This is a genomic window from Pantoea sp. ACRSC (genome assembly GCF_022346785.1).
GTDB classification, from domain to species: domain Bacteria; phylum Pseudomonadota; class Gammaproteobacteria; order Enterobacterales; family Enterobacteriaceae; genus Pantoea; species Pantoea alvi.
The window spans coordinates 25,839-50,785 of sequence record NZ_JAKRNN010000010.1 but is presented as its reverse complement, the minus strand read 5'-3'; the positions used below and the strand labels follow the sequence as shown (position 1 = coordinate 50,785).

18 protein-coding genes and 1 pseudogene are annotated in these 24,947 nt (G+C 62.1%); 8 read left to right on the top strand and 11 right to left on the bottom strand.

What is annotated here, in order from left to right:
• Positions 1-87: 87 nt before the first annotated feature.
• Positions 88-1,272: a MalY/PatB family protein gene (locus MHZ97_RS11605; RefSeq protein ID WP_239314626.1), complete on the bottom strand. Its 1,185-nt coding sequence runs from the start codon at positions 1,270-1,272 to the stop codon at positions 88-90.
• A 5-nt stretch (positions 1,273-1,277) separates the two neighbouring features.
• Entirely contained in the window at positions 1,278-2,861 is a 1,584-nt protein-coding gene (gene malX, locus MHZ97_RS11600) for a maltose/glucose-specific PTS transporter subunit IIBC (RefSeq protein WP_239314627.1), read from the bottom strand.
• 181 nt (positions 2,862-3,042) lie between these two features.
• On the opposite strand from malX, the gene malI reads away from it, so the two are divergent.
• Positions 3,043-4,074, top strand: a complete 1,032-nt coding sequence (gene malI, locus MHZ97_RS11595) for a Mal regulon transcriptional regulator MalI (protein WP_239314628.1) — start codon at positions 3,043-3,045, stop codon at positions 4,072-4,074.
• Positions 4,075-4,117: 43 nt separating this feature from the next.
• Here malI and MHZ97_RS11590 read toward each other — a convergent pair whose 3' ends face one another.
• Positions 4,118-5,620, bottom strand: coding sequence for a YdgA family protein (locus tag MHZ97_RS11590; protein WP_239314629.1), 1,503 nt, complete (start codon positions 5,618-5,620; stop codon positions 4,118-4,120).
• 132 nt (positions 5,621-5,752) lie between these two features.
• Positions 5,753-6,928, bottom strand: a complete 1,176-nt coding sequence (gene manA, locus MHZ97_RS11585; protein ID WP_239314630.1) for a mannose-6-phosphate isomerase — start codon at positions 6,926-6,928, stop codon at positions 5,753-5,755.
• A 193-nt stretch (positions 6,929-7,121) separates the two neighbouring features.
• On the opposite strand from manA, the gene fumC reads away from it, so the two are divergent.
• On the top strand, positions 7,122-8,519 hold the full coding sequence (fumC, locus tag MHZ97_RS11580) for a class II fumarate hydratase (RefSeq protein WP_239314631.1): 1,398 nt from the start codon (positions 7,122-7,124) through the stop codon (positions 8,517-8,519).
• Positions 8,520-8,561: 42 nt separating this feature from the next.
• Here fumC and tus read toward each other — a convergent pair whose 3' ends face one another.
• Positions 8,562-9,491, bottom strand: coding sequence for a DNA replication terminus site-binding protein (gene tus, locus MHZ97_RS11575; RefSeq protein ID WP_103795678.1), 930 nt, complete (start codon positions 9,489-9,491; stop codon positions 8,562-8,564).
• Between the two features lie 211 nt (positions 9,492-9,702).
• Between tus and MHZ97_RS11570 the strand changes: the two genes are divergently transcribed.
• From MHZ97_RS11570 to MHZ97_RS11560, 3 genes are all read left to right on the top strand, one after another.
• Positions 9,703-10,887: an MFS transporter gene (locus MHZ97_RS11570; protein ID WP_239314632.1), complete on the top strand. Its 1,185-nt coding sequence runs from the start codon at positions 9,703-9,705 to the stop codon at positions 10,885-10,887.
• A 192-nt stretch (positions 10,888-11,079) separates the two neighbouring features.
• The gene (locus MHZ97_RS11565) at positions 11,080-11,568 is read left to right on the top strand and encodes an Rrf2 family transcriptional regulator (RefSeq protein WP_224481430.1); all 489 of its coding nucleotides are present in this window, start codon (positions 11,080-11,082) and stop codon (positions 11,566-11,568) included.
• 187 nt (positions 11,569-11,755) lie between these two features.
• Positions 11,756-12,088, top strand: coding sequence for a zinc ribbon domain-containing protein (locus tag MHZ97_RS11560; protein WP_224481429.1), 333 nt, complete (start codon positions 11,756-11,758; stop codon positions 12,086-12,088).
• A 92-nt stretch (positions 12,089-12,180) separates the two neighbouring features.
• Here the strand turns inward: MHZ97_RS11560 and MHZ97_RS11555 are convergent.
• The 3 genes and pseudogenes from MHZ97_RS11555 to MHZ97_RS11545 all read right to left on the bottom strand — a co-directional run.
• Positions 12,181-12,312, bottom strand: a pseudogene (locus MHZ97_RS11555) (DUF4760 domain-containing protein); the annotation flags it as partial.
• Between the two features lie 111 nt (positions 12,313-12,423).
• Entirely contained in the window at positions 12,424-15,576 is a 3,153-nt protein-coding gene (gene oqxB / locus MHZ97_RS11550; RefSeq protein WP_103795679.1) for a multidrug efflux RND transporter permease subunit OqxB, read from the bottom strand.
• A gap of 17 nt (positions 15,577-15,593) precedes the next feature.
• Positions 15,594-16,754 carry an efflux RND transporter periplasmic adaptor subunit gene (locus MHZ97_RS11545; RefSeq protein WP_239314633.1) on the bottom strand — a complete coding sequence of 387 codons (1,161 nt, stop codon included), beginning with the start codon at positions 16,752-16,754 and terminating at the stop codon, positions 15,594-15,596.
• A 310-nt stretch (positions 16,755-17,064) separates the two neighbouring features.
• Here MHZ97_RS11545 and MHZ97_RS11540 point away from each other — a divergent pair, with 310 nt between their 5' ends.
• From MHZ97_RS11540 to MHZ97_RS11530, 3 genes are all read left to right on the top strand, one after another.
• On the top strand, positions 17,065-17,409 hold the full coding sequence (locus MHZ97_RS11540; protein ID WP_033747323.1) for a helix-turn-helix domain-containing protein: 345 nt from the start codon (positions 17,065-17,067) through the stop codon (positions 17,407-17,409).
• An 86-nt stretch (positions 17,410-17,495) separates the two neighbouring features.
• Positions 17,496-17,930, top strand: coding sequence for a ribonuclease domain-containing protein (locus tag MHZ97_RS11535; protein ID WP_103795681.1), 435 nt, complete (start codon positions 17,496-17,498; stop codon positions 17,928-17,930).
• 2 nt (positions 17,931-17,932) lie between these two features.
• Positions 17,933-18,202: a barstar family protein gene (locus MHZ97_RS11530; RefSeq protein ID WP_239314634.1), complete on the top strand. Its 270-nt coding sequence runs from the start codon at positions 17,933-17,935 to the stop codon at positions 18,200-18,202.
• Here the strand turns inward: MHZ97_RS11530 and MHZ97_RS11525 are convergent.
• The 3 genes from MHZ97_RS11525 to MHZ97_RS11515 are packed head-to-tail and all read right to left on the bottom strand — an operon-like array spanning position 18,199 to position 24,856.
• Positions 18,199-20,574, bottom strand: coding sequence for a virulence factor SrfC family protein (locus MHZ97_RS11525; protein ID WP_239314635.1), 2,376 nt, complete (start codon positions 20,572-20,574; stop codon positions 18,199-18,201). The genes MHZ97_RS11530 and MHZ97_RS11525 overlap by 4 nt on opposite strands.
• The gene (locus tag MHZ97_RS11520) at positions 20,571-23,534 is read right to left on the bottom strand and encodes a virulence factor SrfB (RefSeq protein ID WP_103795683.1); all 2,964 of its coding nucleotides are present in this window, start codon (positions 23,532-23,534) and stop codon (positions 20,571-20,573) included. The genes MHZ97_RS11525 and MHZ97_RS11520 overlap by 4 nt, the downstream gene beginning before the upstream one ends.
• A gap of 2 nt (positions 23,535-23,536) precedes the next feature.
• Positions 23,537-24,856 carry an SrfA family protein gene (locus tag MHZ97_RS11515; protein ID WP_239314636.1) on the bottom strand — a complete coding sequence of 440 codons (1,320 nt, stop codon included), beginning with the start codon at positions 24,854-24,856 and terminating at the stop codon, positions 23,537-23,539.
• Between the last annotated feature and the right edge of the window lie 91 nt (positions 24,857-24,947).

Genomic DNA, 24,947 nt, shown 5'->3' with positions numbered 1-24,947 from the left:
TCTTGCGCAACATAGCGAGTCCTTTGCGCAACCCACGCCGCAATTGCTGGGATAGTAAGCGAAAGGGCGGCGATTCACCGCCCGATGTCAGACGCCGAGCGCGTGCAGCGCCGCGATCAGGCGGCTGACGCCTTCCTCCAGCTTGCTGCGCGGACAGCCGGCGTTAAGGCGCAAATAGCCACGGCCCGCTTCGCCGTAGGTGGAGCCGGGCATCATCGCCACTTTCTGCTGATGGATAAGCTGTTGCTGCAGCGCCGCCTCGTCGATGCCGAGCGGGTTGAGATCGATCCACGCCAGGTAGGTCGCCTGCGGCGGCTGCAAGCTCAGCTGCGGGAAGGCGCCGTTAAGACGCTCCGCTATCCACTGCATATTCGCCTGCAAATAGCGGCGCAGCGCGTCGAGCCAGGGCGCGCCGTGGCGATAGGCGGCGATATGCGCCGCGACGGCGAGAACCGCAGGGGAAGAGAGGCCGTCCGCCGCCTTTATCTGCCGCAAAAACGCCTGGCGATCCCCGGCATCGGGAATAATCCCCCATGCGCCGGTTAACGCCGGCACGTTAAAGCTCTTTGATGCCGAGGTGAACAGCGCCCAGTCGCTGCGCGCCACCTCGCTCCAGGGCAAATGCACAACATCCGGCATAACCATATCCATATGGATCTCATCGCTGATAACGCGCACCTGATAGCGCGCGCAGAGCGCCGCCATCTGCGTCAACTCCTGGCGCGTCCAGACCTTGCCGGTGGGATTGTGCGGGCTGCAGAGCAGCATCACTTTGCAGCCGGGGCGAGCCAGCTGCTGCGCCAGCGCCTGCATATCACAGCGCCAGCCGTGGCTGTCGCGCTGCAGCGGCTGCGTCAGGACACGCCGTTGACTGGCAGTCAACAAGGCATAAAAGGCGTCATAGGCGGGCGTATGGATCAGCACTTCGTCGCCCGGATCGCTCCAGAGCCGCACCATCTGCGCCACCATATAGATCACCGAAGGCGCGTAAACCAGCGCGCGCGCATCCAGCGTGGCGTTAAATCGCGTCTGCATCCAGTTGCCGACCGCCGAGAGAAAGTCGTTATGCTGCCAGCGGCTGTAGCCAAACACACCGTGGTCGAGCCGCTGCTGCAGCGCCGCGCGGATAGCGGGCGCGACGGCGAAATCCATATCGGAAATCGTGAAGGGCAGCAGATCCGGCACGCCGAAGCGGTCGGCGACAAAATCCCACTGGGTGCAGTAGCTGCCGCGTCGGTCGATGGGCTGGTCAAAGTTAAAATGATCGCTCATATTCGTTACACCGTCACATTCATCAGCGACGCTAGCTCTTCCTTAACCGACTGCACCTGCGGCCCAATCACCACCTGCAGCGTGACCGGGCTGAGATGCACCACGCCGATGGCGCCGTTGGCCTTCAGCGCGGCGTCGCTTACTTTGCTCATATCGACGATACGCAGGCGCAGGCGGGTCAGACAGTTATCCAGCGAGGTAATATTCTCTACGCCGCCCAGCGCGTCGAGGATAGCGGGCGCGTTATAGCCCGACTTGCCTGCTCCGGCGCGGCTGACCTGCTGCTCGACGCCGCTCTCTTTTTCACGCCCGGGCGTAGCGATATTAAAGCGGGTGATGGCAAAGCGGAACAGCGCATAGTAGCCCGCAAACCACAGCGCGGCGGCGACCGGCACCCAGTACCATTTGGTGGCGAGGCCGTGCAGGATGCCAAACACTACAAAGTCGATAATGTTGCCGTCGGTATTGCCGATGGTCACCCCCAGCACCGCCATCAGCGTGAAGCCCAGCCCGGTGAGCAGCGCGTGCAGCAGATAGAGCGCCGGCGCGACAAACAGAAACAGAAACTCGATCGGCTCGGTGGTGCCGCCAACCACACAGGCCACCACCCCGGAAATCAGCAGCCCCTTGATTTTGTGGCGATTCTCCGGCCGCGCGCAGTGGTAGATGGCGAGCGCCGCGCCGGGCAGGCCGCCGAGGAAGGCGGGCATTTTGCCCTGCGAGAGAAAACGGGTGGCGCTTTCCGAGAAGCCTTTCACTTCCGGGCAGGCAAGCTGCGCCTGGAAAATGGTCAGCGCGCCGCTGACGCTTTTGCCGCACACCTCCAGGGTGCCGCCCGCGTCGGTAAAGCGAATAATCGCCACCAGAATATGCTGCAAACCAAACGGTAGCAGCAGGCGTTCGCCGGTGCCGAACAGCATCGGGCCAAGGTCGCCCGCGCCGTTAATCATCCAGCCAAGGGCCGCGATGCCGCGCGCGAAAAATGGCCAGATCAGCGGCACTACCAGGCCGAGCAGGCCGGTGACCAGCAGGGTGATAATGGGAACAAAGCGCGTACCGCCGAAAAAGGCGAGCGCGTCCGGCAGCCGGATAGTGTGGAAGCGCTCATGCAGCCAGAACACCACCACACCCGTGATTACTGCGCCGAGGATGCCGGTGTCGATCGCCTGGATGCCCAGCACCGACTGCACGTTGTTCGCCTTCAGCAGCGCCGCGTCGCCGCTGGGCAAGATGCCTTTAACGGTGAGCCAGAAGTTGGTGCTGAGGTTCATTACCGTGTAGCCGACAAAACCGGCGAAGGCCGCGACCCCTTTATTTTCGCGCGCCATGCCGAGCGGTATGGCGATGGCGAACATTACCGGCAGAAAGCGAAAGGCGAAGGCGCCGGTAGTCGCCATCCAGACAAACAGATGCTGCAGCAGGGGCTGGTCCAGCAGCGGGATCAGCGTCAGCACGTCGCGGCTGCTGAGCGAACTGCCGATGCCGAGCATAATGCCGCAAAAGGAAAGCAGGGCGACGGGCAGCATAAAGGTCTTGCCGAGGCTCTGAAAAAACTCCCAGAGCGTCAGACGCGGAAGTGAAGCGGACATATTTTCTCCTGAAAAGAAAGCGGGCAGCGGTTAGGTGAAATTCAGGATAAAACGTTTTACCACCAAGTTTTGGGCGGCCTGTCACAATCCAGGTGAGCGCCGAGAGGTTAAGTTTTTTCGGCAGGTTTAACGTTTTACCTATATGATGGAGCCACGTAATAGCTCTCCCCAGGCGCGCACTATGACGCAGCAAAAAATTACCATTAACGACGTCGCCCAGGCGGCTGGCGTCTCTGTTACCACCGTTTCGCTGGTGCTCTCCGGCAAAGGCCGCATCTCGCCCGCCACGGTGGCGCGGGTTAACGAGGCGATCGAACAGTCCGGCTATGTGCGTAACCGAACGGCGGCCGCGCTGCGCGGCGGCACCAGTGGGGTGATCGGATTGATCGTCAGGGATCTGAGTCAGCGCTTTTATGCTGAAATGACCGCCGGGCTTAGCGAGGCGCTGGAGGCGCAGGATAAGATGCTGGTGCTGACCCAGAGCGGCGCGCAGGGGCAGCATCTGACGCGCTGTTTCGAGTCGCTGGTGGCGCAGGGCGTCGACGGCGTGGTGCTGGGCGGCGATGCGGGCAACGGCGCAGCGCTGGCGGCGCGCGCCGCCGAGCTCGGCCTGCCGCTGATTTGCGCCTCACGCGCCAGCTATCTGGAGGGGAGTGACAGCCTGCGGCCAGACAACGCGCTGGGCGCGCGCATGGCAACGGAGTATCTGATCCGCCAGGGGCATCAGCATATCGCCTGGCTGGGCGGCAGCGGTGCCTCGCTGACGCGCGCCGAGCGTATCGGCGGCTACTGCGCCACCCTGCTGCAGTACGGCTTACCCTTTAAGCCGGAGTGGATTATTGAATGCGAAGAGAATCAGAAGGCGGCAGCCGACGCCACCGCGCAGCTGCTGCAGCGCCATCCGCGCCTGACGGCCATTATCGCCGCCAACCCCGCCACCGCGCTGGGCAGCTACTTCGCGCTGCTGCGCAGCGGGCGCACGCTGGGTCAGGGCGCGGTTGACAGCTACTACGCGCAGCAGATAGCGCTGGTGGGCTTTAGCGACGAGCCGCAGGCGAACCTGAGCGATCCGCCGCTTACCTTCGTCTGCAGCCCGGCGCGCGAGATGGGCCGCGCCGCGGCGGCGCGCATTCTGCTGCGGCTCAGCGCGCCGGAGACCGCCAGCCAGCATATGATTTTGACGCCGAGCCTTATCGGCGGTGACAGGAAATAAAAAAGCGACCCGCAGGTCGCTTTTGTTCTCGTTTCGCGCAGGCTTACTGCGGCATACCTTCGCTGGTGGGCAGGCCGAGCATATAGCGCGACATAAACTGCTCCAGCGTCATGGTGTTGCCGTTCATGTTCACCTGGCCGCCGGCGCTGTACTGCAGGCTGGTAACGATATTGTTGTCCTGCTGCTGGGTGAGACGGAACATCTGGCCCATCGCCGCCAGGCCTTTCACCTGCTGATCCGCCAGCTTCTGCGCGTCGTCGCCGGTGTAGCCTTCAGCCAGGCCAACGTTGCGCATCACTTCGGTCGCCATCGGCATATTGATCACCAGTTTAGCCGATAAGCTCTTCAGCACGCGGTCCACTATGCCGGCCAGGTTTTGCGGCTCGCCGGTCACGGTGGCGGGATCGTTGAAGTTGGCGGTGAGGTTAAAGGTGCTTTCGCCTTTGCTGTTTTTCCAGCTCAGCGGCGCAATGCTTACCATCGGCGCGCCTTTCAGCAGCGTCGGCAGATTGTTCATCAGAATGGTGTTTACGCCCGCCTGATAGCGAATCGGATCGCTGGCGAGGCCCGGCTGATTCAGCAGATCCTGCATCTGCGCCTGGTAGTTGTCGGAGAACGTTTTCACCGCCTGGGCGTCAAACTGCGCCAGCTTCATGCTGAGCTTCGCTTCGCCGAAATCGTTGTTCTGCAGGTGGACGTTATCGACGCGATAGTCGATATCGCCGCTGATTTTGCCCGCTTTGTTGTCAAACGATGAGGTGCCGTTGAGCTTTTGCAGCGTCAGGGCATCTTTGCCGTTAACGCTGGCGTTAAATTTTTCCAGCGCCACTTTTTGATCGCCGATGCGCACGCCTTCCGGCGTCAGATGCGTATTACCGCTGAGCTTCACGCCGTTGGCGGTAAACAGCACCGGCATGCCCAGCTCGTTTTTGCTGGTGATGGCGATGCTGTCGATATCGCTATCTATCGACACTTTATCGCCTTTGCTGTCCGCGCTGACGTTCAGCGTGCCGCCGTTGGTCGCCACGCGCTGGCCGGTCTGCGCATTCTGGTAATTAACCGGCAAAAAGTGCAGGGCGGTATCGGTCGCGCCGCTGTAGCCGACGCGGGTGTCCGCATTTATCGGCGACTTATTGTCGGTCAGGGCGAACAGATTTTTCAGCGCCTCGGTGTTTTCCAGCTCGGTGTGTACCGACGCCATGCTCGGGATCAGCGTAAAGCGGCGCAGCTGGGCGAACGGGAAGGGACCGTGATCGATAGTTTCGTTAAAGACGATGCTCTGCCCTGGCTTCAGGAAAGCGTTATCTTCGGTTTGCGAGTTTGCCTGCAGTACCAGCTTCGCTGAACTGCTGAACACGCCGCGCTGGTAATTCTGATAGCTGAGCTTCAGGCGGCTGTCCGGCGCGTATGCGTTAAGCTGGGTATTGGCGTTCTGCACCAGTTCATCCATATGGCTTTCCAGCTGCTTACCGGTAAACCATGCCGCGCCGGTCCAGATTACGCCCAGGGCGATAATCACACCTACGGCAACGTTGGTCTTTTTCATTGCTGAGTCGTCCTTATCCTTGTGTCCGCTTACGCCGCTGTCCGACGTCCGGCGAGGGAAGAAAAACGCCCGCAGGCGTTTTTCGCTAATAGATTGAAATAATAGCAGTTAGGGTCAGTTCCGTCAGCCAGATCAGCGCAATGCGTTAAAAACGCGCGCCAGGCGGCCGCTGCCGGTGGCTTTTAGCGCGCCGTCGCTGGCGGGCACAAAGCAGGACTCTCCCGGCTGCAGATGCAGCTGCTGCTGGCCCAGCGTCAGGGTCGCTTCGCCTTCAATGCAGAACAGGATCGCCGCGCTCTCCTGCGTGAGCGTCTGCGGTTCGCCGTCCAGCGCGTGAATGGCGAAGGCGAAATCCTCTACCGGAATGGGGAAATTCAGCGCGCGCTGCTGGCGCTGCGGCTGGGTAAGCAGCTGCGACGCCGGCTTTGGCTCAAACTTCACATTGGCGAGCAGCTCGGGAATATCGATATATTTCGGCGTCAGGCCGGCGCGCAGCACGTTGTCGGAATTGGCCATCACCTCCAGCGCCACGCCGTTGAGATAGGCGTGCGGCGTCTCGGCGTAAAGGAGCATCGCTTCGCCCGGCTGCAGCATAATCACGTTCAGCAGCAGCGGCGAAAAAAGTCCGCTGTCGTCCGGATAGTCCGCCGCAATCGCCTTAATGGTCTGCCACGGCTGGCCGTCGCGCGCGTTGAGCGCGGCTTTCAGCACGCCGAGCGCCAGCGACTTTGCGTCTCCCTGCAGCGACAGCAGGGTGGTGAACAGCGTCGCCAGATTCGCGCTGTCAGGATGCTGCAAAAAGTGGGCGATCTGCGGATGCGCGCCAGCGACCGGCTGCAGCAGCGAGGCGATCTCCGGCAGCTCGCGGAAGCCGTTCATCGCCTGAAAAGGGGTCAGCGCATAAACCAGCTCCGGCTTGTGGTTGGCGTCTTTATAGTTGCGCTCCGCCGCGTTAAGCGGAATGCCCGCCGCATTCTCGCGCGCGAAACCCTCTTCTGCCGCGCTTTTGCTGGGATGAACCTGAATCGACAGCGGGCGATCGGCGCACAGCACCTTAAACAGAAAGGGCAGTTCGCCAAAGCGTTTCGCCACCGCATAGCCCAGCATCTCCTCGGGCGCGGCGGCGATGACCTCGCGCAGGGAACAGGGCTCGCCCCCTACCTCAACCTGTGAAGGACTTTTAGGATGCGCCCCCATCCACAGCTCCGCCATCGGCGCGCCGGCAGGGTTGGCGATGCCGTAGAGATCCGTTAAGGCGGTTTTGCTGCCCCACGCGTAATTTTGCAGCGAATTGACCATCTTTTGCATGATTAACCCTTTAATCACGGGAAGTTATTGCGCCTATTAAAGCAGAAAATGGTTCGGATAATACATATGAAGTGCAAACAGCGCTTATGGCTCGCATAATGTTAAATTCTTGTATGTAAGATTTCTGCGCGTCCGGCGTGCTTCCCGCGTCGGGCGACCAATCACCACAACCTGTGCTAAAGGAGACGTAGACATGGCAGCCACGCGCATTGAAAAAGATTCAATGGGGCCCATTGATGTACCCGCAGACAAGTTATGGGGCGCGCAAACGCAGCGCTCGCTGGAACACTTCCGTATCTCGACAGAAAAAATGCCCACCGAGCTGGTCTATGCGCTGGCGCAGACCAAGCGCGCCGCCGCGACCGTTAACCGCGACCTCGGCCTGCTGCCTGCTGAACGTGCCGATGCGATTGTCAAAGCCGCCGACGAGGTGCTGGCCGATCGCCACAGCGGCGAATTCCCGCTGGCGATCTGGCAAACCGGCTCCGGCACCCAGACCAATATGAATATGAACGAGGTGCTGGCCAACCGCGCCAGCGAGATCCTCGGCGGCGAACGCGGCATGTCGCGCCTGGTGCATCCCAACGACGACGTCAACAGAAGCCAGAGCTCTAACGATGTGTTCCCGACCGCAATGCATGTCGCGGCGGTTATCGCGCTGCGTGAAAAGCTGATCCCGCAGATTGAAACGCTGAAAAAAACGCTGAGCGAGAAGTCCAGCGCCTTTAAAGATATCGTCAAGATTGGCCGTACCCATCTGCAGGATGCGACGCCGCTGACCCTGGGCCAGGAGATCTCCGGCTGGGTGGCGATGCTGGAGCATAATCTCCGCCATATTGAGCAGAGTATTCCTCACGTCGCTGAACTGGCGCTGGGCGGCACCGCCGTTGGCACCGGGCTGAATACCCATCCGGAATATGCGGAGCGCGTGGCGAAAGCGCTGGCCGAGCTGACCGGACAGCCGTTCGTTACCGCGCCGAATAAATTTGAGGCGCTGGCGACCACCGATGCGCTGGTGCACGCGCACGGCGCGCTGAAAGGGCTGGCTGCCTCGCTGATGAAAATTGCCAACGACGTGCGCTGGCTGGCCTCAGGCCCGCGCTGCGGCATCGGCGAGCTCTCTATCCCGGAAAACGAGCCGGGCAGCTCTATTATGCCGGGCAAGGTCAACCCGACCCAGTGTGAAGCGATGACCATGCTCTGCTGTCAGGTGATGGGCAATGACGTGGCGATCAATATCGGCGGCGCGTCGGGCAACTTCGAGCTGAACGTCTACCGGCCGATGGTGATCCACAACTTCCTGCAGTCGGTGCGCCTGCTGGCTGACGGCATCGACAGCTTTAACCATCACTGCGCCGTCGGCATCGAGCCGAACCGCGACCGTATTTCGCAGCTGCTTAATGAGTCGCTGATGCTGGTGACCGCGCTCAATACCCATATCGGCTACGACAAAGCGGCTGAAATCGCCAAGAAGGCGCATAAAGAGGGGCTGACGCTGAAAGGCTCGGCACTGAAGCTGGGCTATCTCACCGAAGAGGAGTTTGACGCCTGGGTGCGCCCGGAAGATATGGTTGGCAGCATGAAGTCGTAACCGCCGCCGTTATAAAAGGCCAGCGCTGCTGGCCTTTTTGCGTTATATCGGGCAGTCGACCCACAGGTGCAGCCGCGGGATCAGCAGGTTGAGCGGCTGCGCCGCCGGCTTGTAGCGATGCTGCACGTTATCGGCGTTGTAGTTCAGCAGTTCGCCCAGCACCGGCACCTGGGTGCGGTCGCGGCACAGCACAATAATCGGCGACGGGCAGGCGAGCTGGGTCTGCTTTTTCTCGTCGGCGCGCCAGACGCGCGCAATCGGCTGCACCTTTACCGGACGCTTTATCTTCAGCCGGGCGGTGGCGGGCAGGGCGCGCACGCTCTCCAGCTCATCCTGTACTTTTTCTGCCCACTGCTCGCGCGTCCAGGGCGCCTGCGCGCGGTTTGCGCTCAGGCTCTTCTCCAGCTGCGCGATAATCTCCTCACGCTTCACGTTTTTGATGACGTGCTTATTGGCCCAGCCGAAGCGCAGGCTGTCTGGCGCCTGCAGCAGGGTAATGGAGCGGTAGGCGTTCAGCGTAATCAGGCCGCGCAGATGCTGGTGAACGAACTCAAAGCGCGCCTCGCTCGGCAGCCCCGACTCCACGGTAATAATCTGCTCCAGTCGCGCTTTATAGTGATTCACCTGCGCGATCTGGTCGATAAGGGCGGTTTCGCGTTCGCCCTCAGCCTCAATACAGAGGGCGCCGGGCAGGCGAACGGCCGCTTTGGTGCTGAGCTTTTCTGACTGGTGCTGCATAAAGAGGCGGCAGAAGTGCGCCAGCGCCATTTCGCGCGCCGCTTCGCCCAGGTGCTGCTCGACGGCAATTTCGGTCACCGCGTCATGCTCATGGCCTTTTTCAACCGGGGGCAGTGAGAACACCCGCGCGATCAGCAGCGGCTGCGCCATAATCATTTCGCGTAACTCGGCCAGCGCCCGTTCAAGGCTGTTGGCGCAGTCATGCAGGTCGGAAATCAGATCGTAACGCATCATTATTCTCCATAGTTACAACATTCCTTACTCTGACAGAGAGAGGCTCTGTGTGCAATCCATTCTATTAGTTACAACATACATAAAAATTACAATACAAAATCGTGCGGCCTGCCGGCTGAACAGGCAAAGCGAAGCGCTGCGTGCGTTTCGGTTTTTTCCTTATTCTCTGGCATGTTATAAAAGGCGCTACCTGTACAAAAGGGTGACGGATGTGAATCAACGGAATAAACCCGGCGTGTCGGCGGTTGTGGTGCTGGGCCTGGTACAAATACTCTCCTGGGGCGGATCCTTCTATCTGATGGCGGTGATGGCGGCCCCCATCGTCGCGGAAACCGGTTGGTCGCAGCAGTGGGTCTACGGCGCGCTGTCGCTCGGCATCCTGGTGTCCGGCCTGCTGGCACCGCTTTGCGGACGCATTATCGCGCGCACCGGCGGCCGAATGCTGCTGGCGCTGAGCGGGGCGGTGATGGCGGCCGGGCTGGTGGTGATGGGATTAAGCCACTCGCTGCCGCTGTTTCTTGGCGCCTGGGTGATTATCGGCGTGGGTATGGCGATGGGGCTTTATGACGCGCTGTTCGCTACGCTGGGCACGTGCTACGGCGGGCAGGCGCGCAGCGCCATCACCAGCATTACCCTGATCTCCGGCTTTTGCACCACGCTGGTATGGCCAGGCACTGCGCTGCTGATTCATCTGCTGGGCTGGCGCGGCGCCTGTTTCGCTATCGCGGCGATGCTGCTGTTACTGGTGTTACCCGCCTCTGTTTACGCGCTGCCGAATAACGCAGTGGCCGTGAAGGCGAAAGCGACATCAGCTCCCGCGCCGCAGAGCGATATCGCGCCGTCGCTGTTCTGGCTGCTGTGCGCCATCTTTACGCTGGCCTCGGTGATTATGACGGCGATGTCGGTACAGCTGATCGCCTTGCTGCAGGCGAGCGGCTATACGCTGGCTGCCGCGCTAGGGCTCAGCGCCATTCTGGGGCCGTGTCAGGTGGGCTCACGCATCGTCGATATCCTGTTTAAACGCGGCCATCCCATCTGGACCGCTTTTTTCTCGGTCGGTCTGGTGGCGCTTGGCCTGCTGTTGCTGGCGCTGTTTCCTCAGCTTGCGCTGCTCAGCATGGTGTTTTACGGTGCGGGAAATGGTCTGCGCGCCATCGTACGGGGAACTTTACCGCTGGCGATGGTCAAACCAGAGGCGTATGCCGTCGTGGTTGGGCGGATGGCGCGCCCGGCGCTTATCGGTCAGGCGCTGACGCCGCTGGCAGGGGGATATCTGTTTGAAACCCTCGGCGCTTCCGCTACGCTGTGGCTGCTTTGCGCGCTGGCGCTGCTTAACGTCGCGCTGGTGCTGCTGCTGAAAAAGCGGCTGCCTTCGACGCCGCCAGCGGCAGTTTAAGGGCAGGGCGAAAGCAGTGGCGCCGCGGGCTGAACAGCTTGTGCTGTTGGCTGCCAGGTTTTAATGAATACGTGCCCTGGCGCAGTCGCCTTGCTTCTAAAAAGCAACAGTGTTTGTTATATTTATTGCTCACTGAATGTTCACTTACGCGGCAATAAAACAATAAGATCCACCGCAACTCAGGATAAATAAATGCTTGATTACCGCTTCCCGACAGCTTTGCAAATGGTTCTTAGCGTAGCGATGGCGGAGCAAATGGGTAAACGCTCGACCAGCGCCATTCTGGCATACGGCCTTGAGGCGAATCCCAGCTTCATCCGCAAGCTGATGGTTCCGCTCACTCGCGACGGCATTATCGTCTCGACGCTTGGCCGCACCGGTTCAATCCACCTTGGGCGTCCGGCCAGCGAAATCACGCTGCGCGATATCTACACCTCGGTGATTGAGGACAAAAAGCTCTGGGCGTCGCGTCCAGACGTTGCGCCTCGCTGCCTGGTCAGCGCCAATCTCTGCTGGTACTTTAAATCGATTGCCGATGAAGCCGAGCAGGCCTCGCTGGAAGTGCTGGAAAAACGCACCGTTGCCGACGCGCTCGAAGAGCTGAAGAAAGGCAACGAAACCGAGTGCGCCCCGGTGCTGGAGCCGGATGCGATCGAGGACCTGTGTAAAAAAAGCCGCTAAATGCGGCTTTTTTTATAGCTGAGTTTTGCGCCTTTTCTGAACGTTTTCTCGCCTCTCCTGCCGTCAAATCCTGCCATTTTCTCGCTATAGCAAAATTACCCCGCGAAATGAGGGTGTTTTTATCCGATTGATAACGCAGAAAAAGCGTATTTTTCCGTCTGATTATTTTGTATCTATGGAGAGAGAAATGGCCTTAATCAACTGTCCGGAATGCAAAGCGGACATCAGCGATTCCGCTTTTAAATGTCCCTCATGTGGACATCAGGTAAAAAAACCGAAGCGAACGCTGTTTGGGAAAATCGTGAAGATCGTGTTTATCCTTTTTAACCTGCTGATGATCTATTCCATCTTCGCCGGCATGGGCGCGAGCGGAGACGTCATCAACAACGCCGCTTCCGATGCAGAACGCGCTGGCGCGGCGCTGGGCGCAGGCATGGGCGCGATGATGCTGGGGATCCTCTGGGTTGTGGGCGATATCATTATCGGCACGCTGGTTTTTCTGACGCGTCCCAAAGCCTGACAGGGCCTTTTGCAACGTGTTATGAATATAAAAAGCCGCTAACCGCGGCTTTATTATGGTGAGTATGCTTCCAGTAGCCATTTCACGCCGGGCTATTTTTTCTGTAAAGGGTTCTGCTTCCAGCGCATCACCAGCCACTCAAACTCCTGATACGTGGTCTCAGAGTGAATATGCTCTCTGATCGCTTTAATAAGGGGCTCCGCAATATCCCAGGCCTGAATAACTTTTCTCTGTCAATTATTGCGCCTGGCCACAATTGCGTAGCGGTACGCAATTTTCATATTTAGCGTTAATTATATAAATAAAAAAGGGCGGTCACTGACCGCCCTTAATCTTTACACCGTCTGCATCGTTTCTTGCGGTGCCTTGCGCGTCACCAGCTTACGCAGCGTGACGTAGAACACCGGGGTCAGGAACAGACCGAACAGCGTGACGCCCAGCATCCCGGCGAACACGGTAATACCGGTAACGCCGCGCACTTCTGCGCCCGCGCCTTCGCCCAGAATCAGCGGCACGGTACCGGCGATAAAGGCGATAGAAGTCATCACGATGGGACGCAGACGCAGGCGACAGGCCTCCAGCGCCGCTTCCACAATGCCTTTGCCCTGCATCTCCAGCTCGCGGGCGAACTCCACAATAAGAATGGCGTTCTTACACGCCAGCCCCATCAGCACCACCAGGCCGACCTGCACAAAGACGTTGTTATCGCCGCCCGTCAGCCAGACGCCGACCAGCGCCGACAGCATGGTCACCGGTACGATCAGGATCACCGCCAGCGGCAGCGTCCAGCTCTCATAGAGCGCGGCCAGTACCAGGAACGCCAGCAGCACCGCCACCGGGAAGACGATAAAGGCAGTATTACCCTGCGTCGCCTGCTGATAGCTCAGGTCGGTCCACTCAATATTCATGCCGTTAGGCAAAAGCTGACCGGACATCGCTTCCAGCTGGGTCATCGCCTGCGCGGACGAGAGGATACGCGGATCGGCATCGCCAATCAGATCCGCCGCCGGATAGCCGTTATAGCGGATCACCGGGTCGGGTCCGTAGGTGGTGGTAATATGCACCATGCTGCCGACAGGCACCATCTCGCCGCGATCGTTGCGGGTGCGCAGGTTGGCGATATCCTCAACGCTGTCGCGGAACTCGCCATCCGCCTGCGCCATCACGCGCCAGGTGCGGCCGAAACGGTTGAAGTCGTTGACGTATGACGAACCGAGATAGGTTTGCAGCGTGCTGAAGAGATCGGTCAGCGATACGCCCTGCGCCTTGGCTTTATCGCGATCCACCTGCACGTCGAGCTGGGGCACATTCGCCTGGTAGGACGAAATAGGATAGTGCATCCCTGGCGTCTGCATCACCGCGCCGGAGAGGGTGTTAATCGCCGTCTGCAGTGCGCCGTAGCCCAGCCCCGCGCGGTCCTGCACGTAGAGCGAATAGCCGGAACCCTGGCCCAGACCGAGGATAGGGGGCGGCATAATGGAGAAGCCGAACCCCTGCTGCAGCTGAGAAATCTTCGCATTAATCTCCGCGTTAATCTCTGCCGCACTGTGCTTACGCTCGCTAAAAGGCTTCAGACCGAAGAACACCGTGCCGGTATTGGGCGTGTTAGTGAACTGCAGCGCATTCAGGCCGGGGAAGGCGACAGAATAGGCGACGCCTTCGGTATTCATGCCGATTTCGCTCATCTTGCGGATCATCTCGTCGGTACGCTCCAGCGAAGAGCCTTCCGGCATCTTCACGCCGCCGATCAGATAGAGTTTGTCCTGCGTCGGGATAAAGCCGCCCGGCACGGCGTGGAACATAAAGCCCGCGCCCGCCAGCAGCAGCACATAGACGCCGAACACCGCGCCGCGGCGGCGCAGCGTTTTGCCTACCAGGCCTTCGTAGCCGTGCGCGCTGCTGTTAAAGAAGCGGTTGAACGGACGGAACAACCAGCCGAGCAGGCGATCGATAATGCGCGTCGGAATATCTTTCGGCGCATGGTGATCTTTTAGCAGCTTCGCCGCCAGCGCAGGAGACAGGGTCAGCGAGTTGATGGCGGAGATCACCGTGGAAATGGCGATAGTCACCGCGAACTGCTTATAGAACTGGCCGGTCACGCCGGAGAGAAATGCCATCGGCACGAACACGGCGCACAGCACCAGCGCAATAGCGATAATCGGCCCGGAGACCTCGCGCATCGCCTGATGCGCCGCCGCCTGCGGTGAAAGGCCCAGCGCGATATTACGCTCGACGTTCTCCACCACCACGATGGCGTCATCCACCACGATGCCGATCGCCAGCACCAGCCCGAACAGGCTCAGGGTATTCAGCGAGAAGCCGAGCAGGTAGAGCACGCTGAACGTCCCGACGACCGAAACCGGCACCGCCAGCAGCGGAATGATCGAGGCGCGCCAGGTCTGCAGGAACAGGATCACCACCAGAACCACCAGGGCAACCGCCTCCAGCAGCGTATGCACCACCGCGCTGATAGAGTCGCGCACGAACACGGTAGGGTCGTAAGGGGCAGCCCACTTCACATCGTCCGGGAAGCGCGTTGCCAGCTCGTTCATCTTAGCGCGCACCGCGTTGGAGAGATCGATAGCGTTGGCCCCCGGCGCCTGGAAGATACCGATGCCGACCGCGTCCTTATTGTTGAGCTGCGAACGCAGGGCATAGCTGCCAGAGCCCATCTCGATACGCGCCACGTCGCGCAGGCGTACCAGCGAGCCGTCATCCGAGGTTTTCAGGATGATGTTGCCGAACTGCTGCTCGTTTTCAAGGCGGCCAGCGGTGTTGATAGAGAGCAGAAAATCGGACTGCTTCTTCAGCGGCTCGGCACCCAGCTGGCCGGCTGACACCTGCACGTTCTGCTCCTGCATCGCCGTCACCACGTCGGCGGCGGTCAGGCCGCGCGCAGCCACTTTGTTGGGATCGAGCCAGACGCGCATCGCATATTCGCCCGCGCCGAAGATCTGAATCTGGCCCACGCCAGGCAGGCGCGCCAGCTCATCTTTCACCTTCAGCGTGGCGTAGTTGCGCAGGTAGAGCGAGTCGTACTTGCCGTGCGGCGAGAACATATGCACAACCAGCGTCAGCGTTGGCGACATCTTCTGGGTGGTGATGCCGAGGCGGCGCACATCTTCCGGCAGGCGCGCTTCCGCCTGGGCGACGCGGTTTTGCACCTGCACCTGCGCCTGATCGGGATCGGTGCCCGGGCGGAAGGTGACGGTAGTCACCAGCACGCCGTCGGAACCGGCCACCGATTTCATATACATCATATTTTCAACGCCGTTGATCGCCTCTTCCAGCGGCGTAGCCACCGAATCGGCAATCACCTTCGGGTTGGCACCGGGATATTCGGCGCGCACCTGCACGCTGGGCGGTACCACGTCCGGGTATTCACTGATCGGCAGCAGCGGAATGGCGATCAGGCCGGTCACGAAAATTAAAATCGACAAAACGGCGGCGAATATCGGCCGGTCGATAAAAAAGCGGGAAAAGTCCATAGCGGCAGTAGCCTCAGTTAGTTGGCGTTAGCCGCGCGCATCGCGACCTGCTGGGCCGTTACCGGCATTCCGGGCATAAACACTTTTTGCAGCCCGTCGACAATCACCCGATCGCCCGACTGCAGCCCGCTTTTCACAATGCGCAGACCCTCGGCCATCGCGCCGGGCTGGATGTCGCGGCGCTGCGCTTTGCCCTCTTTGTCCACCACATAGACATATTTGCGATCCTGGTCGGTCAGCACCGCCTTGTCGTCAACCAGCAGCGCCTGGAACTCCGCGCTGCCGGGCAGGCGTACGCGGGAGAAAAGGCCGGGCGTAAACTGGCGCTGGCGGTTGTCGAGCTGGGCGCGCATGCGGATGGTGCCGGTGCTGGCGGCCAGCTGGTTGTCGGTGAAGTCGACGATGCCGCGATGCGGATAGCCGCTTTCGCCCGCCAGGCCGATTTCCACCGGCAGCGAGCCGCGCTGCTGGCCCTGACGCGCCATCGCCTGGTAGTGCAGGAAGGTGGCTTCATCGACGTCGAAGTAGACATACATGCGATCCTGCGACACCAGCGAGGTGAGTACGCTGGCGCTGTCGCCGGCGGTCACCAGGTTGCCGGTGGTGATCATGGCGCGGCTGGCGCGTCCGTCGATCGGCGCGGTCACGCGGGTAAAGTCAAGATTGAGCTGCGCCATATCCACGGCCGCTTCAGCAGAGAGCACGTCCGCCTGCGCCTGGCTGGCAGCGGAGCGACGCTGTTCCCACTGCTCGCGCGACACCGCCTGAGTGCCGATCAGCTTCTCGGTGCGCGCCGACTCGCTGCGCGCCAGCGCCGCCTGACTGCGTGCGCGCGCCAGTTCGGCCTTCGCCTGCTCCAGCGCGGCGCGGTAGGTGCGGTCGTCGATGGTGAACAGGACCTGACCCTTTTTCACTTCGTCGCCTTCGCGGTAGTTCACCGCGTCGATATAGCCAGAGACGCGCGGGCGCAGCTGCACGCTCTGCACCGCCTCGATGCGGCCATTAAAGCTGTCCCACTGGCTGACGGGTTTCACCACCACGTCGGCGACGCTGACCTGAGGAGGGGGCGGCGGGGCGTTTTGCGCCACGCCTCTGTCGCATCCGCTGAGTATGCTGCTGAGCAGCACCGCGCCCAGAAGGGTTGAACCCTGACGAACCCACTTCGTTTGTCTGTTCATTATTGTTATTCCGCATAGCGTTAAAAAAAGAGCCCACAAAGGCGGGCCAATATTTGCAACTTTTAAGATTGCAATTTATCGCGAGGAGTGTAGGCTCGGGTATCCTGCAACTGCAAGAATATCTGATACACTTTATGTGCGGTTTTGCTGGGGGCGATGCACAGGCGTAGCGGGGCGGAGAATGACCTTACGGCGAGTGCGGCATTTAATGTATCAATTCAACTTGCATTAAATGGCAAAGTCAGTCACCCTTAAAGTGTAATTGCAACTGATACTGATACTGTTCGCAACGGCGACGGGAGAAAATGGGATGATGAGCGACGCATTTATTCACGATCTAATCGACTGGATCGATAACAATATCGAAGCACGTCTGGATCTGGACACCGTATCGGAGCGCGCAGGCTATTCCAAATGGCACCTGCAGCGTATGTTTAAAGAGCACACCGGCTATCCGCTGGGTGAGTACATCCGCATCAAGAAGCTGAAGAAATCCGCGGATCGTCTGACGACCACCAACGAGCCGATCCTCAACGTGGCGATTTCGCTGGGCTTCGACTCGCAGCAGTCTTTCAACCGCAGCTTTAAACGCCAGTACGGCGTCGCGCCAGGCGCCTGGCGTCGACATGGGGCGCAGATGCAAGCCATGCAGTGATCCCCGCAGGGCCAGCTTCGCTGGCCCGCGCTGTATCTGCCCGCTAAAGCTGGTATTATCAGCGTCCTGTTGTCTGGGATGCCATCATGTCAAAAAAACTCTGGATCGCACTGTTCATCGTGCTTGCGGCCGCCTGGGCCGGTCTTAAACCCCACCTTAACGTTTCACCCACGCCTGAAACCGGTGATATCAGCTCGCTGACCGATGCGCGTACCGTGGCGCGTTACCTGCTGCAACATCAGCAGCTACCCTCATATTACATCAGCAAAAATGACGCGCGCCGTCGCGGCTGGGATCCGGCCAAAGGCAATCTGTGCGAGGTACTGCCGGGCAAAGCGATCGGCGGTGACCGCTTCGGCAATCGTGAAAAGCGCCTGCCGCAGCGCAGCGGACGCCTCTGGTATGAAGCGGACGTCAACTATCGCTGCGGCCATCGCGAGGCAGATCGGCTGGTCTACTCCTCTGACGGCCTGGTCTATATCACCACCGATCACTACCGCAGCTTTAAGCAGGTGCCCTGAAGATGCTGACCATTACGCTCGACTTTCGTCGCCTGGCGGATCGCGATGCGCTCTACCAGACGCTGGCGCAGCAGAGTCATTGCCCGTTCGCCTTCGGCAATAATCTGGACGCGCTGTGGGACTGGCTGACCGGCGGCATGGCGCTGCCGGCGCGTATTCATCTGCGCCACGCGGCGGAGGCGGAAAAGCGCGACGAGTTTGCCGCCGTGCTGGCGCTGCTGGAAGAGGCGGCGCAGGTGCTGGAGGGCGACCTGCGCCTGAAGCGGGATTAGCTGCGCAGCGTCGCGAGGATGGCGGTCAGCGCGGCGCGCGCGGCGGGCGTGACGTCGCGTCCACCGGCGTGACCGTTGTTCTCCAGGATCACCGAATTGAGCCCGACCAGCCAGTCGTAAATATAGTAGGCGGTGTGGTTGGCGGGCGCGGCGGAGAGGCGCGTCAGCCGCTGTCCGGCAGAGAAGCTGACGCTCGGCGCGGGCGGACGCGCAAAAATCGGCTGGCCGCGATTGACGCGGCTCGGCGGCCGTTCCGCTTCATCACGCTGTAAAAAGCCCAGCCAGGCGACAAAATCCCCCAGCACCGTCATGGCGCGGGAAACCTGACGATCGGCGCGCGACTCATGGGTAACGGTGGGGTTTTCCGGCTCGTGCAGCGCCTGCTCCAGCGACGTCAGCATATCGAGGCGGAAGCTGGCAACGATCAGCTCTTCTACCAGCCACTCCAGCGTGCCGCGATCCACATTCAGCAGCGTCAGCAGGCTGCGGTTCTCCGGCAGCTCGCGCAGATGATCGAGCCACAGCGCCATCACCTGGCGCGCAAAGCTCTGTCCCACGGCGCTGACCTGATGCGGCGCGCCCGCCGGCTCGGCCAGCGGCGTATCGCTAAAGAGATCGAATTCAAATCCGACGCCGAAATGCTGCGCGGGCGCCTCGGCGCGGATCGCCGCGGCCGTGGTCGGCGCGTCATGCTGGCTGAGCCAGAGCTGGCGCAGCGTTTCGCGCGGCGGCTGCAGCCGCTCCAGCAGTTCGCCGTGCAGGCCGGTGCGGTGCTGCAGACATTTCAGCAGCGTATCGGCGATGGTCTGCCTGCGCGCCGCCTGTTCGGCGCTCGCTTCGGCATCGGTCCAGGGCAGCAGTCGACGCTCCAGCACGCTGTGCTGCAGGGCGCGCAGCTCGGCCAGCAGCCGATCGCGGCGCGCATCAGGCTGCATCTCATCCTGCAGCCACTCCGCCATGCGATCGACGCCGGCGCGATCGAGCGCCAGCATTGATCCCCAGCGCTGACCGGGCTGGCCGATCTGGCGCTGTACCGCCTCATCGACGTTAATCTGCTGATGGCGCGCGTCATAAGGGGTGATGGCCCAAATCAGGCGCGGCTTTTCGCCGTTTTCGCGCGGCGGCTGATGCAGCTGCCATTCGCGCAGCGCGCGGCTGGCGACATCGACATCCTGGCGCTGGCTGGCGGCGGTGCAGACCAGCATTAAATCGATCCCCTGGCGCGTGGCGTAAAAGCCAGGCAGCAGGGCGCGTTTCTGCTCCAGCAGTCGGGCAAGCAGCGGATCCTGCTGCTCCAGACGCTGACGCTCCTCCAGCGCCGCCGCATCGGCGGGCGCGCCGGGCGCGGGCAGATCCAGCATATCGGCGTCGTCAAACAGGGCGGTGCGCGGCGTGGAGCTTAAGGGGATGGTCAGCTCCAGGGTCAGCAGCGCCAGCCAGCCGAGCGCCACCTGCTGCGGCTTGCCGATGCGGTTGCCGTTCAGCGGGCAGACTTCCACCTTCATCTGCCGATCCTGCTCGCTGGCGGGCGCGATCAGCTGTTCGCTCGGCAGCAGCGCCTCATCCGTCAGCAGGCTAAGCGGCGCAAGCACGCGGCTGGCACTGCGCAGCTGATGGCGCAGATGCAGCAGCGCGTGCAGCGCCTCGCTCAGCTCCGGCTGCGTCGGCCACAGCAGCGCAAAGAGCTGCACCCGGTCGTCCACGCTGAGCGCCGGGGCCAGTTCGACCGCCTGCGGCCAGAAATGGCGGTCGAGCCGCGGATCGTGACAGCGGTGACGACGGCTCCAGGCCCAGAGCGTGACCAGCGCGTCGCTGTCGAGCCCGCCCACCGGGGCGCTGAGCCGCTGGCGCTGCAGGCGCTGCAGCTGCTGGTCGAGCTGGGCGCTTTCCGGCTGTGCCGCCGCATGACGGCAGCTCAGCACCAGGCGTAAAATTTCCGCCTCGCCCAGCAGCTGCAGCTCCACCGGCCATTCACCGGAAAGGGGGTCGCGCTGATGGCAGTAGCGGGTCGCCGCAGCGAAGTCGAGATTGCCGGGATTGATCTGCTGGAAGACGTTCAGGCTTTTTTCGCCGAGGCGCGTCAGCAGCTGCCCCTGCGCGTCGGCGACCATTTCGCTCAGCAGCCAGGCTTTACCCGCCTGCGACTGGCCGAACAGCGCCAGCGTCACCGGACGGACGACCTGCTGGGCCAGCGCATCGCTCTGCACGCGGGCGCGGCGCAGCTGGCGCGTGAAGGTTTCCGCCTCCAGCGCCAGGCGCGGCGACGCGTCGCGGTGTTCGGCGATCCAGCCCAGGCTGGCGTTAAGCGCCTCCTGCAGCAGGCCAAGGCGTTTTGCCAGCGTCTGCGGCTGGCGCGGTTTTACAGTTCTCATCGTTTACAAAGGCTTCCGCTGTCAATCCAGTACTGGGCGTTGGCGTTGCCCGTCGGCGAGAGGGTGTTGAGCTTCAGGCTCAGCTGCTCGAGCGGCACGCGGGTGCCATCGTCGAGGCGGGCGTCGCTCAGCACCAGGCGCTCCGGCCCCGGCAGCGTCGGGCCGGGCGCAACCGCCAGCTTCACGCGCAGCACGCTCTCTCCGGCCACCTTGCGCGCCAGCTGAGCGTCGTTCAGGGTCAGGCTATAGAGCGGCGACGCGGGCCAGCGATCGTTGTCGAGCTGGCGGAAGCCGAGGCAGACGTTGCCGCGAATGCGGAAGCTGCTTTTGCGGTCCAGCGCGAAGCTCCGGTCGTCGAGATCGATATCGCCGTAGCAGAGATTATCGTCGGTCAGCGCCTGATTTTCATCCAGCACGCCAAGATAGCGGATCGTCGAGTAGGGCTCGAAATCGCCCGCGCGGAACCAGAAGCTGTTAAGGCGCAGATCCAGCGCCAGCAGGCAGAGCATCGCGCCCACCGCCGCGGTGGATTTCGGGTTGTCGATGCGGCCATGTTTGTTGAACGGATACCAGTCGCTGGTGTGATAGCCCTCCAGCGACAGAATGCGGCTGCCCGGCAGCGGCTGCAGATGGCGCACCAGCGCCTGAATGCCGGGGAAGCGCGACGGGCGGCCGGTGAGCAGCAGCACATCGCACTGATAGAGCGACACCACCTCGCACATTGAGCGCAGCGCCGGAATAATCGCCATGCGGTGCTGCATAAACTCGGCGTGCAGCTGCGCAAGGCTGACGATCAGCGGCACTTCCAGCAGATCGAAACCGCTGTCGGCACCCAGGGCGCGCTGGATCTCGCCGTTGATAAAGGCGAGCACCGCGTCGGCCGGACGGCTCTCCACCAGTTCGCCGAACAGGGCGTTAATCTCCGCGTGGCTCTCCAGCGGGTCCCAGCTTTCGTAGCGCTCCAGCACCGCCTGCGCCAGCGGAATAAACAGCTGCAGCGTCGCCTGCTGGCGCAGCGTGGCCTGCCCGTCGAGGCGGCCGTCGTGGCCGAACAGCTTGTTCAGCAGCGGCTCGGCCAGCGTCAGGCCCGCCTTTTGCAGGCTCTGCTGCAGCGCAGGCAGGATCCAGAGCTGGATAACGTCCAGCAGAATATCGTCGCCCGCGACTTTAAAGCCTTCGCGGAACAGCAGGCGCGGGGTAATTTTGACGTTATTGCCCTGGCCGTCGTCGAGACGGTAGTGGGTAATCGCCAGATCGGTGGTGCCGCCGCCGATATCGATCGAGGCGATGCGCAGGCTTTTGCCCGGCACTTCGTCCGCTTCGCGCGGACGATCCGGGCGCGCGGTGCTGCTAAAGAAGTCCTGCGCGCGTCCGGCGAAGTTGACCTGCGTTTCGTTGAACAGCCAGACCATCTGGCCACAGGTAGCCTCGTCCCACTCCATCTGCACGTCCGGCACCGGCTTGCGGCACGTGGGCGGCGTGGCGGCGTCAAACGGCTCGTCGGCCGCGTGCCAGCCCTCGGCTTTCCACACCAGCGCGATCGCCTGCTGCATGCGGCGGCGGAAAATCTCGCGCTCCGGCTTCGGCATCGCCGACGGCAGGGTCAGGATAACGTGGCGCAGCTGGCGCGGCGCGTGGCTCTGCGGCATGCGCTGGCGCTGCGCGGCGCTGTTCATCTGCATCAGCGCCTGCGCCAGCAGTTCGCACAGCATAAAGGTCATCAGCGAGCTGCGGCTGTAGTGGGCGGAAAAGACCGGCAGGCGATCGTCCTCGGCGAGCGCGTGCAGCGGCTCACCTTCGTCATTCAGCAGAAAGGTGAAGGGCGCGGCGTTGGCCTGCGGCTCGTTTGCACCCTGCGGCTGGTTAAAGCGCCAGCCTGGCTGGTAGCGCGCCTCGTCCCAGAGATAGCGGCGCGGGCTGGAGATGCCGGTGCTGCCCTCAAGGCCGGCGCGCTGCAGCGCCAGGCGGCTCGCCTCGCGGCCCACGCGCGTCAGCGACGGCCACATAAAGGCGTTTTCGCGGCCGCTCTGCAGCGAAAAGCTCGCCTTGCCGAAGTTCGTTTCCGCAAACTCCAGCCGGCTGTCAAACAGTTCGTTATAGACCTGATGCGGCTGCGAAAGGTCGCGCAGCTGGAGTTCGTAGGTCTGCTTCAGGCCGTTGCTCTCTTCCGGGTGATCTTCTACCAGGATGCCGCAGGTGTGCGAGTTGCCGACGTCGAGAATAATATCGACGTTCACCGCCGGCGTTTGCTGGGTGGCGGCCTGAAGATGGATATCGTTCAGGTTAAGCTGCTCGCCGAGCAGCTCCAGCAGGTTCAGGTAGTGCGCCTGATACTCAAACTCGCGCAGCGCCTGCGCGATCGCCTGTTCGCGGCGGTCGCCGACGCGGTCGCTGAACGCTTCACGCAGCCAGCCGTCCACCCAGATATGATCGAGAAACTCGCCCAGCTCGTAGTTGTGCCAGGCGAGTGAGAAGGTGACGCCGTTTTGCGCGTCGGCGGCGGTCAGGCCGAGCTGCTCGCCGCCATCCTCCTGCGCCACGCAGCGGGTATCGAACGCCAGGGTCACGCGGTGGGTATTGCCCGCCGCATCGGGCTGCGCCAGCGCGGTGAGGCGCAGGCGCGCCCAGTTCTCCGGGCCGCCGATAAAGCGACGGCCGCTGGCGCAGCGCAGCATCGGCAGGGGCAGCCAGCAGTCCGCCAGCAGCGTCAGCGAGTCGGCCAGCGCCACGTCCGATTCCGGGCGCACCACTTCCGGCGCGCCGCCATCCTGCGGATAGAGCAGAAACTTGCCGCTGTTGCCGTCGACGTTGAGGCGCAGCAGCGGACCGTTTGCGGTCTGGCGCACAAACTGGCGGCGCGCCTGGCCTGCTGCGATGCGCAGGCCGAAATCCAGAAACTGCACGCCGCTCTCTTCAATCAGCGTGATTTTTTGTTTGTCATCGATCAGGGGAGCCAACATGGTTACTTACTCTCACGCTTAATCGTCATCGGGAAGGATTTGTCATCGCTGAACAGCGCTTCGCACACGGCGGCGCCGTCTCCCGGCTTACACATCAGCTGCGGCATGCGGTAGCGCGAGCCGTCGCTGCATTTAGCGGTATAGCGGCTGCGCACCGAGAGCTGACCGCTGCCGAGCATGGCGGCGGAGACTTCATCGGCGCTGCAGCGCAGGTTATTGCCCTGGGTGACCGTGGCGCTGCCTTTGCCGCCGCGGATCTCATAGTGCAGCACCGGCGATGCGCCCCCCGGCAGGGAATTTTGCATCACCACGCGCCAGCGGCCGTCAACGACGTTGATCGCGCCGGTACGCACATCCTCCACGCTCATTTTCAGCGCGTCGCCCGCGGCGGGAACGGCGGGCGTCACTACGCTGGCAAGGGTAGCGGAAGGCGCTGCCGTTTCGGCGGGCGCGGCAACGCTGGCTGGCGTTTGCGGCAGGGTAGCGGCGAGCTTTTGTGCGGCGACCAGTGCGGCAGGCGGCGCGATAGCGGTGGCCGCCGGTGCGGCCAGCTGCGGCGCAGCGACCTGCACCGGCTGATGCAGCCAGAACGCGGCGGCCCCGGCAACGGCCAGCGCGACCGGCGTCAGATACCAGAGGCGGAAGGCGCGGCGCTTTGTGACCGGCGCGACAGCGGGCGCTGCGGCTGGCGCGACAGGAGGCGTCGCGGCGACCGGCACCGCGTCGGCGACGGGTTCCGGCACGGGCACAGGCTCAGCGACCATCAGTGGCATCTCTGCCATCGCCGGCTGCGGTGCAGTAACGGTGACTTCCGGCAGCAGCGGCGGCAGCGACGCCTCCAGCGTATCGCGCAGGCAGGCGAGCGCGTCGTCGCGCGTGCGCGACTGAGCGTCGACAAAGCCCCAGAAGGTGATCACCGGCTTGCCGTCCACCAGGTAGACATACTGCTGATCGGGAAACTGCAGCGCTTTGCTCAGCAGCGCGCCGAACAGGCGCATCGCCGGATTCTCCGCGTCGCGCGCGCGCGCGCTGAGATCCTGCATCTCCTGCTGCGTTGCCGTCAGCTGTTCCAGCGCCTGCCGGCGCTCGCGATCGCTGGCACCCAGCCAGGATTTAACCTTGCCGCTGAAGGGCGCGTACCAGTCGAGACGGTCACCACGCGCATTAGGCTGAGGAATAGCCAGGCAGTTGGCCAGCACGGTCTGACGGCGTAGCCGCAGCGTTTCGCGAATTTGCAGCGCGGATGCGTAAACCGGCTGGCCGTTTTCACCCAGCGCCAGCACCGCGTCAAGATTGCCGCTGCGCAGAAAAGTTTTTGCCACCTGTTGGGCCCTTATCGGTCAAAGTGTAAGGCAGAAAATCGTGTGATATCGGCGATTGGAGTGATTTTACGCCGGGCTACGGCAAATCAAA